Below are 16747 nucleotides of genomic sequence, written 5' to 3'. Positions count from 1 at the left end.
TGTGTGAGTGACGATCCCGACCCTGGACCGGTGCAAGTCGGCCGACAGGAGCATCGCCACCCCTTCGACGCTAGCCAAAGTCCCCCGGATTCGCCAATAATCGAGTGGCAGGGGTCACATTGCCTGGTTGGGCCTTCGTCTCCGGTCTTCGGAGGGTGCCATCATGACCCGATCGCACGACCGCACCGGCGAGCCCCGGTATTGGGCCCGGTTCCCCTCCGCGCGCGGCTGGGAATCGGGCGAGCCGCCCACCACCGTCGTGCGGCGGCGACAGCTGCCCGATCGTGTCTACGACGAGTCGTTCCGCACCTGTCTCGACGACATCCTGGCTCCCCTAGCCGAGGCTCACGGTGCCCGGCGCGCAGGCGAATTCGCTTCCGTGAAGAGTCTCGAAGCGCTGCAGCGGCAAGTCACGGTGTCACGCACGGAAGGCGTCTCGCTACCGGCGGCACTGTCCAGCATCAACGATGCCATTCGCTACGCGCTGATCTTCAGCACCGAGTCCTCACGTCCGGTATCGAACTGGTACTCGGACTGCTCGAACAACGCGGCTATCGCATCGTGCCCGGCTCGGCTGCCAACTCGTGGAGCCATCCCCGGTACAAGGACTATCGCGCAGTGTGGACCGCTCCGCATTCCGATCTCCGGATCGAAATCCAGTTCCATACGCCCGAGAGCCTGATTGCTCGCGAATCCAACCAGCACCTGCACGAGTTCGAGCGGCAATCCGAACTCTGGCCCGCCACCCCACATCCCGATGCGGCACGCTATGTCCGCCTGCACACTTGGTCGCATGCCCCCGAGGCTCCGGAGAACGGGCAGGTCGCCGCGATCCTGCTCGGCTTCCCCACCATCGAGGACGCACTGCGTGATCTGGCTGCCGCACCCACGCGCCTGGCGTATCTGGTGAATCTTCCGACCGGCGAGCTCTGCGGTCTGGTCCAATTACGGCGGCTGCTAGTGGATTTCGCCCATTCCGCCGCACTCCCCCAGGCATCCCGGGCCGCGGCTATCGCAGCGGTGATCGACGCCCTCGTTCCCGGCCTGGACGACGGTCCCCTGGATATTCGCCGCGCCGCACAGCTGCTGACCGCTGCGGCCGTGGTTCACCGCGGCGATCTGGACAATGCTCATCAGAAGTATCGACTGAATTGCAGCGCTCAGCGGGTAGGTCCGGCGGAGTATTCCTGTTCGGGGCGGCCGGTGCTGCCGTAGCGGAGTTGCATGCGGAGGCCGCCGGCGCCTACCAGGGCAGCCAGGTAGCGCTGGGCGGTGGCGCGGGAGATGCCGATGGCGACGGCTACCTGGGCTGCGGACATGGGGGTGTGCGCGTGTCGGACGGCCTGTAGGACGAGATCTTTTGTCGGGGAGGTGACGAGGGCGGCGGGTTGGGCTGCCGAACTGGAGGTTGTGGTGGGGCGTAGTGCGAGGAGGGCGGCGTCTACGTCGGACGCTGATATTTCGGCGGCGGAGAGGATGCGGCGGTAGCGGGCGTAGCCGGCCAGGCGGGCGGCGAGGGCGGCGTGGTCGAAGGGTTTCACCAGGTAGCCGAGGGCGCCGGCGGAGAGGGCTGCGCGGACCGTCTCGGATTCGGTTGCGGCGGTGAGGATCATGGCGTCGAAGGGGATTTCCCGGACCAGGTCTATGCCGGAGCCGTCGGGGAGGTAGACGTCGACCAAGGCCAGATCGAAAGTCGCGGCGGCTATCTCCGTGCGGGCGGCGGCGAGGGTGTTGGCGACCGCACCCACCGTGAATCCCGGTAGCGCCGCGACGATTCCGGCGTGCAGGTTGGCTACCCGGAAGTCGTCGTCGACCACCAGGATGTTCAATTCTCCGCTGCCCACGCGGGCTCTCCCTCTGTCAGCACGCCCGGCAACCGGGCAATGAATTCCGCTCCATGTAAAGGTTTTTCGGCTGCTTTGCCGGCACCGCCCGGATCGGCCAGTAGGACATCGCCGCCGCGCGCTCGGGCCACCTGTCGTGACAGGGCCAGGCCGACGCCCCGGCCGCCGGGGACACCGGCGGCCGAGCGAGTCGAAACACCCTCGGTGAAGACCGAATCCACCAGTTCGGGCGGTACCCCGTCACCGCTGTCCAGCACTGCAATGTGCAGGGTCTCCCCCTCCTGCACCAACTCCACCTCCACCAGCGCGGTGCCGGTTCCCGGTGCGGGCTCGACGCTCGGGGCTGTCGGCGCATCCCCGTGGGCAGGTCCGGGGGTGGTGCGGGCGCGGGCGGCCTCGATGGCATTGTCGATGAGATTTCCGAGAATCGTCGTGACATCCACGGGGGCAGCAAGATTCGCACTCACCCAGGTATTCGGCCCGAGGCGGAGGTGGACGCCCTGCTCCCGGGCGTGCGCGGCTTTTGCGGAGAGGAAGGCTTGCAGGTAGGGGTCGGCGACGACCTCCATGCCGGGCAGCATCGCTCCCAATGGGCCGGAGCCGAGCAGCTCCGCGAGGTACTGCGATGCCTCGTCGGCCCGGCCGGTGTGCAGCAATCCGTTCAGCAGGTGCAGACGATTCGCGAATTCGTGGCGCTGGGCGCGCAGCACGGTGCTCAGGGAGCGGACCGCATCCAGTTGGCGGGTAAGGGATTCCACGTCGGTGCGGTCGCGGACGCTGAGCACCGCACCGAGGGGGCGGCCATCGCGGATCACACTGCGGGCGGTGACCACAACAATGCGGTCGCCTACCGCCGCCTGCACCAGTTGGCCGTCGGCGGCGCGGAATGCTTCCAGCACGCGCGGAGTCAGTCCGAGATCATCGATATCGCGACCCGGGGCGGCGTCGATCCCGAGCAGCCGGCGGGCTTCGTCATTGATGACGGTGACGCGCCAGGCGGTGTCGGCGGCGACCACGCCCTCGCCGATGCCGTGCAGCACGGCATCCTGTTCGCGCACCAGTTCCGCCAATTCGGCGGGTTCCAGGCCCAGTGTCAAACCATGCCAGCGACGTGCCAGCAACACCGATCCGGCAATGCCCGCACACAGCGCTCCGACGATCAGCAGTCCGGACCGGCGTAGGTCGCGCAGCAGCTGTTCGCGCACTGCCGTCGTCGAGATGCCGACGCTGACCTCACCGACCACGCGGCCCGTACCGCGCTGCAGCACCGGCACTTTGGCGCGCACCGATTCGCCGAGGGTGCCGTGTTCACGAATGATCACCTCGGCGCCTGCGAGCACCTTGGAGGGGTCGGTGCTGACCATTTCGCCGAGCCGGGCGCGCTCCGGATGTGCCAGGCGCAGACCCGCATCGTCGGTGATGACCACGAACAATGCGTTGGTGCGCAGCCGCGCGTCATCGGCGATGCGCTGCAATTGGCCGTCGGCGAGATCGTCCTGCAGCTGCGGCCCGGGTTGCAGTGCGAGGTCGGCGTAGCGCGCGACCTCGGCGCGCACGTCGGGTTCGGAGGCGACGGTGCGGGCGATGGCGAGGGCGCGCTCACCGTATTCGCCGGAGAGGCGCTGATTGCCGATATAGGCGAACACGCCGAAGGCCAGGCCGACGGTCACACCGACCACCGCGACCTGCAACAGCACGATCTGGGTTCGGAGGCGAACCGAGCGGGGGCCGAGCGAGAACACGGACCACAGTGTAGAGAACGCCCCGCAAACGCTCGAGCAGAACGCGCAAAACAGGCGAATCGCCACTTGTGCGGGTAGCGCGCACAACACTCTGCGGTGTGACCCGGGCCACGTAACTTCTCTCCAATGCCGCAGCACACACCCCGAGCGGCACGAAAACAGGAGCAACCGATGACCCCACCGCCCCTCGACCGCGGCGAGCCATTGATCGAACTGAGAGGCGCGACCAAGCGCTTTCCGGGTACCAATGGCGGCATTCACACCGCGGTGCGCGACCTGAACTTCACGGTCGCCCCCGGCGAGTTCGTCGCCGTGGTCGGACCGACCGGCTGCGGCAAGTCGACCACCCTCTCACTGGTCTCCGGACTCGAGCCCGCCTCGGCCGGACGCACCCTGGTGCGCGGCGCGGATGTGCGCGGCATTCCGGACGGCGTCGGCTACATGTTCCAGCAGGATGCCGTGCTGCCGTGGAAGAGCGTGCTCGACAATGTGGCGCTGGGCCCGCACTTCCGGGGCGCATCGAAGAAGGAGGCGCGGGCGCGGGCCGCCGAATGGGTGCACACGGTAGGCCTGGGCGGGTTCGAAGGTTACTACCCGCATCAGCTCTCCGGCGGTATGCGCAAACGGGTTTCGCTGGCGCAGACGCTGGTCAACAATCCCGAGATCATTCTCATGGACGAGCCGTTCAGCGCGCTCGATGTGCAGACCCGGCAGCTCATGCAGGACGAGTTGCTTCGCGTGTGGTCCGGCACTGATGCGGCGGTCATCTTCGTGACTCACGATCTGGAAGAGGCGATTTCGCTCGCCGATCGGGTTGTCGTCATGACGGCTTCGCCCGCCACCGTGTGCGGCGACTTCAAGGTCACCCTGCAGCGGCCGCGCAATGTCGAGGAGGTGCGGCTCACCGAGGAGTTCCGCGACCTCTACAAGGAAATTTGGGAAACGCTGCGCGATCAGGTCGAGGCAGCTCGCAGTAAGGGAGCCTCCCGTGTCGCTTGATGTCATACCGCAAACCGCCACCTTCACACCGGAATTCGAGACCGAGGCGCAGATTCTGGCCCGGGTCCGCACTCAGGCGCGCAAGGAGAAGATTCGCACCTGGGGCCTGCGCGTTCTGCTGATCGCGCTATGGCTGGGCTCCTGGGAACTGACCGCTTCGCTGTGGATCGACCCGTTCTTCTACTCCAAGCCTTCGCTCATCTGGGATCGGCTCTACGAATGGTTCACCGACGGCACCCAATTCGGGTCCATCTGGCTGCAGCTCTACACCACCGTGCAGGAGGCGGTGCTCGGGTTCGTCATCGGCACCGTAGCGGGTGTGGTGCTGGGTGTACTGCTGGGTCGTAGCCGGTACTGGGCTGATGTGCTGGCACCATTCATCAAGGCGCTCAACGCCGTTCCGCGCATTGTGCTGGCGTCGCTGTTCATCATCTGGTTCGGGCTCGGGCTCAGCTCCAAGGTGGCGACCGTGGTGGTGCTGGTGTTCTTCGCGGTGTTCTTCAATGCCTTCACCGGCGCTCGTGAAGTGGACGGCAATGTCATCAACAATGCGCGAATCCTGGGCGCGTCCAAGCGTCAGGTGCTGACCTCCATCGTGCTGCCGAGTGCCACGACCTGGATTCTGTCCAGCCTGCACACGGCCTTCGGCTTCGCGCTCATCGGTGCGGTCGTCGGTGAATATGCCGGTGCCAGCAAGGGTTTGGGGCTGCTCATCTCCAATGCGCAGGGCACCTTCGATGCGGCCGGCATCTATGCGGGCATGATCATCATCACCGTGGTGGCGCTGGTGGCCGAATGGCTGATCGGGCTGGCCGAGAACCGGCTGCTGAAATGGCGTCCGTCGCAGGCTTCTTCGGGCCACGGGGTGTGAACATGAGACACCGCAAAACCCTCGCGCTGGTGCTGCTCGCCGTTTCCTCGCTACTGCTGATGACCGGTTGCCGCGATTCCCGGTCCATTCCGGTGGCGAACGGGCGGCCGCAGCTCACCATTATGGTCGGCGGCCTGGAGAAGGTGATTTATCTGCCCGCCATGCTGACTCAGAAGCTGGGCAATTTCGAACGCAATGACATCGATGTGCAGCTGCTCGGCGAACAGTCCGGCGCGACCGCCGAAACCGCGCTGCTCACCGGCGATGTGCAGGCCGTGGTCGGGTTCTACGATCACACCATCGATCTGCAGGCCAAGGATCAATGTCTGCGCACGGTCGTGCAATTCGCCGATGTGCCGGGCGAAGTGGAATTGGTTTCCAAGTCGGATGCGGCGACCATCCGCTCCCCCAAGGACTTCAAGGGCCGCAATCTCGGCGTCACCTCGCTGGGTTCGTCCACCGACTTCCTCACCCAGGCGCTGGCCGGGCAGGAGGGGCTGGGCACTTCCGACTACACCCGGGTGAAAGTCGGTGCGGGACAGACCTTCATCGCCGGCATGAATCACAATGGCATCGATGCGGGCATGACCACCGATCCGACCGTCGCCAAGATGGTCACCTCCGGTGATGCGCAGGTGCTCGTCGATATGCGCAATGAGCAGGGCACCCGCGCGGCACTCGGCGGACTGTATCCCGCTGCCTCGCTGTACATGCGGTGCGAGACCGTGGACAGCCATCCCGAGATCGTGCAGAAGCTGGTCACCTCGTTCGTGCAGACCCTGCAGTGGATCAAAACGCACAGCCCCGAGGAGATCGCCGCCAAGATGCCCTCGCAGTACGCGGGCGGCGATCCCAAGCTATACGTCAAATCGGTACGCGATTCCATCAGCATGTTAAACGGTGACGGACTCATGAAACGCGAAGGGGCAGAGAATGTCCTGCGCATCCTGAGTCAGTACTCGCGCAATGTGCAACCGGTGCGCGACCGCATCGATCTGAATGCGACCTATACGAATCAGTTCGTCGAGCAGGCACTGAAGCGGGGGACGCAGTAGCCCCCGGCCCGCCGAGGATGCCTGGCGTGGCATTCCGCATTCGATGAGGGGATGCGGAATGCCACGCGGAGGAGCGGCATTCTCGGTCGGGCTCCGGAAGCGTCGAGGCTCCGGCCAGCGCATCGCGCACGAGCTGAACAGCGCCGACGGATTCGACGGCATGATCGCGTGGCTCGGCGAGCACGGGTTCGACAGCTGGATATGACGTGTCACCGGGCCGGTATACCGATCGGTGTGTCGGCAACTTTGTGGCGAATGGGCATGAATAATTCGGCGGATGGCGGTTAGTCGAAGGTTCGTACTGGCTTTGGCGGGGAGTGTGCCGCTGTACGGGCTGGCTTCCGGGCGTGCGGTGAGCGATCCGGGGCTCACTCAGCCGGGCCGGACGACGGTGCGGTACACGATGACGGCGTTCACCAATGCCAGTGAAACCGATCTGTACGTCTACGAATCCACTGATGCGACCAACTTCCAGCTGCTGCGGGGATCCGCCTATCAGCCACCGAGTGGGCTGCTGCGGGATCCGAGTCTGATCCGGCATACCGACGGGCGCTACTACCTCACCTACACCACCGGGTGGGAGGGCCAGACAGTCGGATTCGCGCACAGCGATGACCGACTCGCGTGGACTCACCTCTACGACTATCCGGTCGACGTGTCCGGTGTGACCTCGACGTGGGCTCCGGAATGGTTCGTCGATCCGAATGGTGAGGTCAATGTGCTGGTCTCGCTGTCGGACGGAGTTCGCTTCACCCCACATCTGATGACCGCCACCGATCCCGGGCTGCAATCGTGGACTCCGCTGACCCCGATGGTGGGACTCGGCCCGAAGCCCGACACCGGGTACGGCTATATCGACACCACCGTGGTGCATCACCGCGGTCAGTACTACGCCTTCACCAAGGACGAACAAACCAAGTACGTCGAACTCGCGGTTTCCGATCAGCTCCGCGGGCGGTATGCCTTTGTGCAGACCGAGGATTGGGCCGGGTGGGGTACGCCGCGGGAAGGCCAGTGCGTCATCCCACTGCCCAATAGCGGCTGGCGCATCTTCTTCGATGCCTATGAGGACGGCAAGTACCTCTACAGCGACAGCCACGACGACTTCCGCACGTGGACGCCGCCCGCCGAACTTCCCGGGCTGTCCGGCACCGTCCGGCATTTCACGGTGCTGCCCGAGCGCGGCTGACCGTCGATACCGGATCAGCGGGAAGCCCCGGGCGGTAGCGCGGCGTCATCGCACGTGGTGTCGGTAGGTATCGGTAGCGTCTGTGCTGTGGAAACTGGGGAACATATCCAAGAGCTCGCGGACCGTATCGTGGCGCTGCGTGACGCCTACTACCAGGGCTCGCCGCTGGTCGCGGACGCCGAATACGACACGATCGAGGACGAGCTGCGTGGTCTGATCGAGGCGCATCCCGATCTCACGCCCGACCCGAATCCGCTGGAGCAGGTCGGCGCGCCCGCGGTGCTGCACGCCCCGACCCGGCACTCGCGGCCGATGCTGTCACTCGAGAAGTCGACCAAGCCTGAGCAGGTCGCGGCGTTCTTCGGCCGCTTCCCCGGCCAGTCGGTGGTGGTGATGCCGAAGCTCGACGGGTTGTCCCTGGCCCTGGTTTTCGAGGACGGGCGGCTGGTACGTGCCGTGACCCGGGGTGACGGCACCACCGGTGACGACGTGACCATGCTGGTCCGCGCGTTGGTCGATGGTGTCCCGGAGCGGATCGACGTTCCCGGGCGGGTGGAGGTGCGCGGCGAGGCGGTGATGCTGCGTTCGACCTTCGTCGCCTACAACACGGCGCATCCGGACAAGCCGCTGATCAATCCGCGCAATGCCGCGGCGGGCACGCTGCGGGCGAAGGATCCGGCCACGGTCTCCGAGCGCCGGCTGCAGTTCTTCGGCTTCGATTTGGATACCTCCGATGGCGGCGCCGCGGTCGATCTCGGGGAGGGGCTGCGGGCGCTGGGCGTCGCGGGCGCGGCGATGCGGCTCTGCGCCGACGCCGAGCAGGCGCAGGCGGCCATCACCGCGATCGAGCAGGGTCGCAATGCGCTGGACTACGACCTCGACGGCGCGGTGTTGCGGCTGGCCGATCGTAATGCCTACGCGGCGGCCGGGATTCGGTCGAATTCCCCGCGTGGCGCGCTGGCGTTCAAGTTCGCCGCTGAGGAGAAGACCACCCTGCTGGCCGACGTGGTCTGGGACGTCGGCAAGACCGGCAAGATCGTCCCGGTCGCGTGGCTGGAGCCGGTGTTCGTCGGCGGCACGACGGTCACGAAGGCGACGCTGGCCAACCAGGAGGTGATCCGCGCCCGCGATATCAAGGTCGGTGACACCGTGCTGGTGCGCCGCGCGGGCGATGTGATCCCGTTCGTGGCGGGCGTGCTCGACGCCGCCAAGCGCACCGGCGAGGAGCGCGAGATCGTGCCGCCCACCGCCTGCCCCTCGTGCGGGCAGCCGGTGACCGAGCAGGGCAATAGCCGAGAGCTGTTCTGCACCAACGTCTCCTGCCCCGCGCAGACGGTGCGGAGGCTGATCCACTGGGCGTCGCGGGCGGCGGCGGATATCGACGCCATCGGCGGGGTGTGGATCGAACGCCTGGCCGAGGCGGGCATCCTGGAGAGCCCGTCGGACTTCTACACGCTGACCAAGGAGCGCCTGCTCGAATTCGACCGCATGGGCGAGGTCTCGGCCGCGCGCATGATCGACTCGATCGATGCCAGCCGTGAGGTCGGCCTGCGCCGCGCGCTGATCGGCCTGGCTATCCCCATGGCCTCCGACGGCACCGCCGCGCGCCTGGCCCGAGCGGGCTTCGGCTCCCTCGAAGAGGTCGCCGACGCGGGCGAGGAAAAGCTTGTGGCGGTAGAGGATATCGGACCGAAGGTCGCCGCCTCCCTGGTCGCGCACCTCACCCGCCTGCGACCGGAACTCGAGCGGCTACGAGCAGCAGGCGTCTCCCTGGACGTGCGCGAGGAAGACCTCCCCCCGGTCATCGCCGCCGGCGCACCCCTGGAAGGCAAGTCGATCGTGATCACCGGCGCCATCAGCGACCCCCGCTCCGGCGAAAAGGTCGCCCGCCCAACCTTCCAACGCCTATGCGAAAAGGCAGGCGCAACAGCAGCATCCTCGGTCTCCGCGAACACCGACCTACTCATCACCGGCGCAGGAGTCGGCGACAGCAAACTGACCAAGGCCGAAAAGCTCGGCGTAGAGGTCATCGACCAGGGCGAGATCTGGAACCTGCTGATCGCCGCCAACATCATCTGAACCGCCGCGCCCCCAGCTGCGACTCCGGCTACGCCCCACCAGCCTGTCGCCTCGCAGTACCCGGCGTGGATCGGACCGCGCTGACCGGAAATGGTTCGGCATTGCCCGAAGTAACGTGAGCGCAGTGTGATTCGTGCTCACCCACGATCCGCCATGTAGCGGCCCATGATACCGGTGGGCTCGCGAGTTGTCGGGCCTCTTCGGAACCAGCCCACCGGACCGGACCGGTGTCGAGCATCCGGCGCGCGCACCAGCGGCAATATGCCCCCCGACTTGCGCCTGAGCACCACGACCAAGAGGTCGCCGACTACAGCAAGTTGATCATGTATCCCGGCGACGCCATCGTGCTCGACAACTCCGTCTCGAAGTTCGACGCCTTGGTGCGCGCCGCTCGGATCTGATCACTTCGAATGCGGTTCTCTCGAGGTTCACGGTGGGTGTGGATGTACGTTCGGAGCATGGGGAGTTCGACTGGCGCGGGGCGTCGAATACACAGGTTTCGCCGCTTGCTCGCGATCTTGGTTGGTGTTGTGGTGGCGGGGCTCGTTGTGGGGTTGTTGCCGAGGTGGTGGTGTGGTCGGGACGCCGATCGGTGGTTCGACGGGGATGCGGGGCGGGTGCATGCGCTTGCTGAGGAGTTGGTGGCGTTCGAGGCTGATGACGATCATCGGCGGGCGAGCGGCGCGGGCGGGGAGCTTGACGGCATGTGGGGGCTGCTTGCCCATCAGATGACGGCGCTGGGACTGGCGCAGGTGTGTTTGGCGCATCCCGAGTGGCGGGATCGCTACGCGCCGATCGTGACTCGCGCGGCAGCGAAGAGTCTGCTGCCCGAGATGCGCGCCGAGTTCACCGCAGCCTGGAAGGGCGAGGACGGGTCGGCGGATCTGAGCAACCCGCACGCGCACGCCTACCTCTCCTATCCCGCTCTCGCGCTCGGGATGGCGCGGCTGGTCGATCCGGCGTTCCCGCCCGGCCTCGCCGCACAGCATGACGCAATGATTTCCGCCTTCCAGCGGCAACTGCTCGCCTCGCCGACGGGGTTGCTGGAAACCCTTCCCGGCGAGGCCTATCCGACCGATGTGGCTGCCGTCGCCGCCGCGATCGCGGTGCACGGCCGCGCGACCGGCATCGACCACTCGGCGGTTCTCGCGCATTGGGCGCAGCAGGTGCGCGCGGTGCAGATCGATCGAGGTACGGGACTTGTGGTGCAGCGCATGGGTGTCGACGGGCAAGCGCACGACGCACCACGCGCCTCGGGAACCGGGCTGGCGGCCTACTTCGCAGGGTTTGCGGATCGGGGGCTCGCCGACAAGTTGGCGACGGGGTTGTTTCACCAGGAGCGCAGCGTCCTCGGCTTCAGTGCGATCCATGAGTACGGCAAAGGCCATGACGGTCCCGGGGATATCGACAGCGGTCCCGTAATTCTCGGAATATCGGTGTCGGCCACCAGCTTTGCGCTCGCCCCGGCCCGCGCCTTCGGTCACCGCGACATATTCACCCGCCTGTTCCGCACCGCCGATCTCGTCGGTCTGCCACTGCGGAGCGGGACCCGCTTGCGCTTCGCGACCAGCGGAGTAGTCGGCAATGCCCTACTGCTCGCATTCCTCACCTCCGGACCGGAGCTGGCACGATGAAACGTCCTGACACCCGTCAACTGCTCGCCTGGTGGCGTCTGGTCCGCATACCGGTGGTCCTGGTCGTGCTGTACCTCGCCCTGCGTCCGGTCTTGGCAGCACTGTCGGAGCGACACGGCTTCGGTTCACCCGACGGCATGGGCCTGGGCTACCTAGCCGTCGCCGCCGCACTGGTAGCGCTGCGCATAACGCTCCTGATCATCGTGCCGGCCATCCTCACCTATCGCCTTGCGGCATGGGCGGTTACGCGCATCCTGTACCGGTTCGCTTCGCCAACCCCGCCCGATGGCGTGGCTAGCTCAACTGTCCACGAGCAAGACGCGTCGAGTAAGACCTGACCCGATTCCCGGTTGGGACATGATCAGATCCTCTGCGCTGGTGGCACACCCGTTCACCGCGTGCAGCCTGTCGGCTACAACCTAACTGCACCACGGGGTGTTCGGCGCGGCACTACTTGATCGACCTCATGGCCAGTTGGAGGGTGGCGAGGACTCCCACTGCGACGACGAGGGGGTAGTGGCCCGAGGATTTGGCGTAGTCGTAGGTCGAGGCGATGAGGAGGATCGCCAGGATTAGGAACAGAAGGTGTCTCACTGGTTGCTCCCTTGACTGGACTCAAGGGTAGGAGATGCTGAATCTCTTGTGCCACAGATGAACTCGCCGGAGGGCAGCACGACGCCAGCAGAGAGGCAGCGGATTGGCGGCGAACGTCCGAGAAGAGCCGAGCCTGGCGCTTTCGACTGGTCTAACTGCTCGGCTTCGGGCGGGAGCGGCGGAGGGCGTCGATGGTGAAGATGGCCAGGGCCAGCCAGATGAGGGCGAAGCCGGCCCAGCGGGAGGCGGGCATGGGTTCGTGGCCTACTGCTACGCCCCAGGTGAGCTGGAGGGCGGGGGTGAGATATTGGAGAATTCCCATGGTGGACAAGGGGACTCGGGGGGCGGCGAGGGCGAAGAAGAGGAGGGGGACGAGGGTTACCGGGCCGGTGATCATGAGTAGGGCGGAGTGGGCGGTGGTGGAGCCGAAGGTGGCGCGGCCGGTCAGGGCGAGGACTACGACGGCGATTATCGCGAAGGGGGCGGCGGAGATGCCTTCGGCGGCCAGGCCGGGGAGGGCCTCGAGGCGGATGACCTTTTTGATCAGGCCGTAGGTCGCGAAGGAGCACGCCAGGATGAGTGCGATCCAGGGTGGGCGGCCGTAGTCGATGGTCAGGACGATGACGGCGGTCGCGCCCAAACCCAGTGCGAGCCACTGCACTCGGCGCAGCCGCTCGCGGAAGATGAGGACGCCGAAGGCAACTGTCACCAGCGGGTTGATGAAGTAGCCCAGGGCGCACTGCACCACCTGCTCGGACATGACGCCGTAGACGTAGACACCCCAGTTGATGGACAGCGCCAGCGATGCCGCCGCGGCCAGTCGCCAGGTGCGGGCGTCGATGCCGCGCAATTCGCGAATCTTGCCGGTCACCAGCAGGAGCAGCATCGAGACGACCAGGGTCCAGAGAATTCGCTCGGCCAGCACCTCGACCGGAGTAGCGAAGGTCAGCAGTCCGAAGAAGGCCGGGAACATGCCCCAGACGAAGAAGGCACTCGCGCCGAATGCCACACCCACTTCCCTGCCGGAACGGCTCCGCCTACCGGTGGCGCGAGAAGTCTCGTCGGCGGCGGCAGCAGGTCTGTCTGACACCGTTCAACGTTAGCCTGCGCAACGACCAGGCGACTATCGGATATCCGCCCTCGAGTTCGTGGCCCGCCCGGGTCTGGACTGCGGCTCCATAAGCCTGCGCCTTGGAGCGGGGGAGCGAAGCGGAGGAGCGGAGGAGGGAAGAACCGGGTAACAGGGCCACGAACCGCCGGAGCGCAGCGGAGGCAAATTGGACACAGCAAACATCTAGGCTGTGAATCATGTCGATCACCGCGCAGGATGAGAAACCCGCGATCGGACTCACCTCGTCAGAGGTTGAGCAGCGCCGTCGCGACGGGCTCACCAATGATGTGCCGGAGCGAGCCAGCCGCTCGGTGCGAGACATCGTGAAGGCCAATATCTTCACGCGCATCAATGCGCTGCTCGGGGTGCTGTTCATTCTGGTGATCGCGACCGGATCGGTGATCGACGGCATGTTCGGCCTGCTGATCATCGCCAACAGCGGAATCGGCATCATCCAGGAGCTGCGCGCCAAGAAGACGCTCGACGAACTCGCGATCGTCGGACAGGCGCAGCCGGTGGTGCGCCGAGAGGGCAGAACGCAGGCGGTCGCTCCGCAGGAGATCGTGCTCGACGACATTATCGAGCTGGGCCCCGGCGACCAGATCGTGGTCGACGGCGAGGCGGTGGAGTGCGAACTGCTCGAGGTCGACGAGTCGCTGCTCACCGGCGAGGCCGACCCCATCGACAAAACCATTGGCGCACAGATCATGTCGGGCAGCTTCGTGGTCTCCGGCAGCGGCGCCTACCGGGCCACCAAGGTCGGCAAGGACGCCTACGCCGCCAAACTCGCCGATGAGGCCAGCAAGTTCACTCTGGTCAAATCCGAACTGCGCAGCGGCATCGACACCATTTTGCGGGTCATCACCTACCTGCTGATTCCGGCGGGCCTGCTGTCCATCTACAACCAGCTGGTCTCCAGCAAGGAGTCCTGGCGGCCCGCGGTCAACGGCATGGTGGCGGCACTGGTGCCGATGGTGCCCGAGGGCCTGGTGCTGATGACCTCCATCGCCTTCGCGGTCGGTGTGGTGCGACTGGGGCGGCGGCAATGCCTGGTGCAGGAGCTGCCCGCCATCGAGGGACTGGCGCGGGTGGATGTGGTGTGCGCGGACAAGACCGGCACCCTCACCGAAAACGGTATGCGGCTGAGCGAGATTCGGCCCATCGGCGATCAAAGCCAGCACCGCGAAGGCGAATTGAAGCAGGTGCTGGCGGCCCTGGCGGGCGGCGATCCGCGGCCGAATGCCAGTGTCGCGGCCATTGCCGAGGCGCTCCCGGACACCCCGGGATGGAAGCAGACCGGGCTCGCACCGTTCTCCTCCGCCAAGAAGTGGAGCGGCGCCTCCTACGGCGAGCACGGCAACTGGCTGCTCGGCGCACCCGATGTGCTGCTGGATCCTGAATCCGAAACCGCCGCTGTCGCACAGGAAATCGGGTCGAAGGGTCTGCGGGTACTGCTGCTGGCGAGCAGTGACCGGCCGGTGGACGCGGCCGATGCGCCCGGCGAGGTGACGCCCGCGGCGCTGGTGGTGCTGGAGCAGCGGGTGCGGCCCGATGCCAAGGAAACCCTCGAGTACTTCGAATCGCAGCATGTCGCCACCAAGGTCATCTCCGGTGACAATGCCGTCTCCGTCGGCGCGGTGGCATCCTCGCTCGGGCTGGCCGGCGGCGACAATCCCGTCGACGCGCGCACCCTGCCGACCGATCAGAACGAGCTCGCCGATGTGCTGGAGAGCAAGACCGTCTTCGGCCGCGTGCGCCCGGATCAGAAGCGCGCCATGGTCTCCGCGCTGCAGTCGCGCGGGCATACCGTCGCCATGACCGGTGACGGCGTGAACGATGTACTCGCGCTGAAGGATGCCGATATCGGCGTCGCCATGGGCTCGGGCAGCCCCGCCACCCGCTCGGTGGCGCAGATCGTGCTGCTGGACAATAGGTTCGCGACACTGCCGTATGTGGTCGGCGAGGGCCGGCGGGTGATCGGCAATATCGAGCGGGTCTCCAATCTGTTCCTCACCAAGACCGTGTACTCGGTGGTGCTGGCGTTCCTGGTCGGCATCGCGGGCATCGGCTCGCAGATCTTCCACTACAAGGCGATCGGATATCCGTTCCTGCCACGGCATGTGACGATCGCGGCGTGGTTCACCATCGGCATTCCGGCGTTCATCCTGTCGCTGGCGCCGAACAATGAACGCGCGCGCACCGGATTCGTCGGCCGCGTCATGCGATTGGCGATTCCGTCCGGTCTGGTGATCGGCGTGATGACCTTCATCTCGTACCTCATCGCCTACAAGGGACCGGACGCCGGGGACACCGCGAAGGTGCAGGCGGGCACCACCGCGCTCATCACCCTGCTGATCATCGCGGTGTGGGTGCTGGCCATTGTGGCGCGGCCGTGGAACTGGTGGAAGCTGCTGCTGGTCGCGGGTTCCGTTGCCGGCTACCTGATTCTGTTCGCGGTGCCGTTCACGCGCCACTTCTTCAAGCTCGATCCGAGCAATATCGCACTCACCACCTCGGCCATTATCTGCGGCGCGATCGGTGTGGTACTGGTGGAGGTGGCGTGGTGGCTCAGCGCCAAGTTCTACGGCGGTGAGGCACACCTGCTGCGCGCATCGGCCCGCGAAAGCGACTGATCCCAGCGGTATTCCGTACTTCGGCGGCGGCGCCCCACACCGGTGCGCCGCCGCCGCTGTCACATCCAAACTGGTCGCATGGTTTGGCTCGCCGGTGAACTACCTTGTCCCGGACCTTCTTTGACCGACGGGGTACCTTGGCCCCCATGGAGGTCCTGCTGCACCAGATCGACGCGTTCGCCGACGCACCGTTCTCGGGCAATCCGGCGGCGGTGATGCCGCTGCTGTCATGGCTGCCGGATGAACTGCTGCAACACCTGGCCGAGGAGAACAATCTCGCCGAGACCGCCTTCTACACTTCGGCGCTACCGCCGGACGCCGGTGCGCCGCCGGATAACTCGCCCGCCTTCCATCTGCGCTGGTTCACTCCGGCCACCGAGGTGTCGCTGTGCGGGCATGCCACCCTCGCGGCCGCGGCGCAGATTCTGGACGATATGCATCCGGGCGCGGATCGTGTGCACTTCTACACCCGCAGTGGCTGGTTGCGTGTCGACCGGGACCGCGATGATCTGGTGCTGGATCTGCCGACGGTGTCCTCGGTGGAAATCGATGTGCGCGGCGAGGTGCCGCGCGCACTCGCCGCGGCATTGGGCGTGCGGCCGCTGCGCGCCTTCGACGGCACCGATGTGGTGCTGGTGGTCACCTCGGAAGCGGAAGTGCGAGAAGTACATCCGAACTTCTCGGCCTTCCCGAAGCTTCATCGCGCCGCCATCGTCACCGCGACCGGTGACGAGGTCGACTTCGTCTCCCGAGTCTTCGCGCCGGGTGTAGGCATCCCCGAGGACCCCGTAACCGGTTCCGCCCATGCACAACTGACGCCGCTGTGGAGTCGTGAGCTCGGGCGCAATGCCATGTCGGCCCGGCAGCTGTCCGCGCGCGGCGGCACGCTGAGATGTACGCTGGCGGGCAGCCGCGTCCGGTTGGCCGGACGCTGCCGCCGCTATCTCGACGGAGTAGTTCGACTGCCCGACTGAGGGTTTCAGCGATCGAGGGTTG

Annotated in this window: 17 protein-coding genes; 13 read left to right on the top strand and 4 right to left on the bottom strand. The window is 66.2% G+C overall.

What is annotated here, in order from left to right; genetic code table 11:
• Nucleotides 1–163: 163 nt before the first annotated feature.
• On the top strand, nt 164–682 hold the full coding sequence (locus tag JWN03_RS29420; protein ID WP_297621860.1) for a hypothetical protein: 519 nt from the start codon (nt 164–166) through the stop codon (nt 680–682).
• Nucleotides 619–1215 (top strand): hypothetical protein, encoded by a 597-nt coding sequence (locus tag JWN03_RS29415; protein WP_297621859.1) that lies wholly within the window; start codon nt 619–621, stop codon nt 1213–1215. The genes JWN03_RS29420 and JWN03_RS29415 overlap by 64 nt, the downstream gene beginning before the upstream one ends.
• Here JWN03_RS29415 and JWN03_RS29410 read toward each other — a convergent pair.
• Both JWN03_RS29410 and JWN03_RS29405 read right to left on the bottom strand, forming a co-directional pair.
• Nucleotides 1161–1844: a response regulator gene (locus JWN03_RS29410; RefSeq protein ID WP_297621857.1), complete on the bottom strand. Its 684-nt coding sequence runs from the start codon at nt 1842–1844 to the stop codon at nt 1161–1163. The genes JWN03_RS29415 and JWN03_RS29410 overlap by 55 nt on opposite strands.
• On the bottom strand, nt 1826–3586 hold the full coding sequence (locus JWN03_RS29405; RefSeq protein ID WP_297621856.1) for a sensor histidine kinase: 1761 nt from the start codon (nt 3584–3586) through the stop codon (nt 1826–1828). Before JWN03_RS29405 ends, JWN03_RS29410 begins: the two co-directional genes overlap by 19 nt.
• A 171-nt stretch (nt 3587–3757) precedes the next feature.
• On the opposite strand from JWN03_RS29405, the gene JWN03_RS29400 reads away from it, so the two are divergent.
• The 9 genes from JWN03_RS29400 to JWN03_RS29360 all read left to right on the top strand — a co-directional run bounded on the left by JWN03_RS29400 (nt 3758) and on the right by JWN03_RS29360 (nt 11751).
• A complete protein-coding gene (locus JWN03_RS29400; protein ID WP_297621854.1) occupies nt 3758–4585 on the top strand; it encodes an ABC transporter ATP-binding protein in 828 nt (275 codons plus the stop codon).
• Nucleotides 4575–5456 carry an ABC transporter permease gene (locus JWN03_RS29395; RefSeq protein WP_297621852.1) on the top strand — a complete coding sequence of 294 codons (882 nt, stop codon included), beginning with the start codon at nt 4575–4577 and terminating at the stop codon, nt 5454–5456. Before JWN03_RS29400 ends, JWN03_RS29395 begins: the two co-directional genes overlap by 11 nt.
• Nucleotides 5457–5458: 2 nt before the next feature.
• Complete coding sequence (locus JWN03_RS29390; protein WP_297621850.1) at nt 5459–6511, top strand: ABC transporter substrate-binding protein; 1053 nt, start codon at nt 5459–5461, stop codon at nt 6509–6511.
• A gap of 58 nt (nt 6512–6569) precedes the next feature.
• On the top strand, nt 6570–6716 hold the full coding sequence (locus tag JWN03_RS29385; protein WP_297621848.1) for a hypothetical protein: 147 nt from the start codon (nt 6570–6572) through the stop codon (nt 6714–6716).
• Nucleotides 6717–6788: 72 nt separating this feature from the next.
• Nucleotides 6789–7700 (top strand): glycoside hydrolase family 43 protein, encoded by a 912-nt coding sequence (locus JWN03_RS29380; RefSeq protein ID WP_297621846.1) that lies wholly within the window; start codon nt 6789–6791, stop codon nt 7698–7700.
• 87 nt (nt 7701–7787) lie between these two features.
• Nucleotides 7788–9779, top strand: a complete 1992-nt coding sequence (ligA, locus tag JWN03_RS29375) for an NAD-dependent DNA ligase LigA (protein WP_297621844.1) — start codon at nt 7788–7790, stop codon at nt 9777–9779.
• Nucleotides 9780–10006: 227 nt separating this feature from the next.
• Nucleotides 10007–10180: a hypothetical protein gene (locus JWN03_RS29370; RefSeq protein WP_297621842.1), complete on the top strand. Its 174-nt coding sequence runs from the start codon at nt 10007–10009 to the stop codon at nt 10178–10180.
• A gap of 216 nt (nt 10181–10396) precedes the next feature.
• Complete coding sequence (locus tag JWN03_RS29365) at nt 10397–11413, top strand: hypothetical protein (protein WP_297621840.1); 1017 nt, start codon at nt 10397–10399, stop codon at nt 11411–11413.
• The gene (locus JWN03_RS29360; protein WP_297621838.1) at nt 11410–11751 is read left to right on the top strand and encodes a hypothetical protein; all 342 of its coding nucleotides are present in this window, start codon (nt 11410–11412) and stop codon (nt 11749–11751) included. The genes JWN03_RS29365 and JWN03_RS29360 overlap by 4 nt, the downstream gene beginning before the upstream one ends.
• Nucleotides 11752–11863: 112 nt before the next feature.
• Here JWN03_RS29360 and JWN03_RS29355 read toward each other — a convergent pair whose 3' ends face one another.
• Both JWN03_RS29355 and rarD read right to left on the bottom strand, forming a co-directional pair.
• The gene (locus tag JWN03_RS29355) at nt 11864–12007 is read right to left on the bottom strand and encodes a hypothetical protein (RefSeq protein ID WP_297621837.1); all 144 of its coding nucleotides are present in this window, start codon (nt 12005–12007) and stop codon (nt 11864–11866) included.
• Nucleotides 12008–12158: 151 nt separating this feature from the next.
• Nucleotides 12159–13022, bottom strand: a complete 864-nt coding sequence (gene rarD, locus JWN03_RS29350; protein WP_297621879.1) for an EamA family transporter RarD — start codon at nt 13020–13022, stop codon at nt 12159–12161.
• A 293-nt stretch (nt 13023–13315) separates the two neighbouring features.
• Between rarD and JWN03_RS29345 the strand changes: the two genes are divergently transcribed.
• Together JWN03_RS29345 and JWN03_RS29340 are read left to right on the top strand one after the other, a co-directional pair.
• Nucleotides 13316–15751 (top strand): cation-translocating P-type ATPase, encoded by a 2436-nt coding sequence (locus tag JWN03_RS29345; RefSeq protein WP_297621835.1) that lies wholly within the window; start codon nt 13316–13318, stop codon nt 15749–15751.
• Nucleotides 15752–15897: 146 nt separating this feature from the next.
• Nucleotides 15898–16725: a PhzF family phenazine biosynthesis protein gene (locus JWN03_RS29340; protein WP_297621833.1), complete on the top strand. Its 828-nt coding sequence runs from the start codon at nt 15898–15900 to the stop codon at nt 16723–16725.
• Nucleotides 16726–16747 lie beyond the last annotated feature (22 nt).

This window comes from Nocardia sp., assembly GCF_025465275.1.
Classification (GTDB): Bacteria; Actinomycetota; Actinomycetes; order Mycobacteriales; family Mycobacteriaceae; genus Nocardia.
Note: the sequence above shows the minus strand (reverse complement) of the source record. Positions and strands in the feature narration are given on the sequence as shown.

Coding starts and splice junctions, on each gene's coding strand:
- JWN03_RS29420 (WP_297621860.1), top strand. CDS start 164: ATGACCCGATCGCACGACCGCACCGGCGAGCCCCGGTATTGGGCCCGG.
- JWN03_RS29400 (WP_297621854.1), top strand. CDS start 3,758: ATGACCCCACCGCCCCTCGACCGCGGCGAGCCATTGATCGAACTGAGA.
- JWN03_RS29390 (WP_297621850.1), top strand. CDS start 5,459: ATGAGACACCGCAAAACCCTCGCGCTGGTGCTGCTCGCCGTTTCCTCG.
- JWN03_RS29385 (WP_297621848.1), top strand. CDS start 6,570: ATGCCACGCGGAGGAGCGGCATTCTCGGTCGGGCTCCGGAAGCGTCGA.
- JWN03_RS29380 (WP_297621846.1), top strand. CDS start 6,789: ATGGCGGTTAGTCGAAGGTTCGTACTGGCTTTGGCGGGGAGTGTGCCG.
- JWN03_RS29360 (WP_297621838.1), top strand. CDS start 11,410: ATGAAACGTCCTGACACCCGTCAACTGCTCGCCTGGTGGCGTCTGGTC.
- JWN03_RS29345 (WP_297621835.1), top strand. CDS start 13,316: ATGTCGATCACCGCGCAGGATGAGAAACCCGCGATCGGACTCACCTCG.
- JWN03_RS29340 (WP_297621833.1), top strand. CDS start 15,898: ATGGAGGTCCTGCTGCACCAGATCGACGCGTTCGCCGACGCACCGTTC.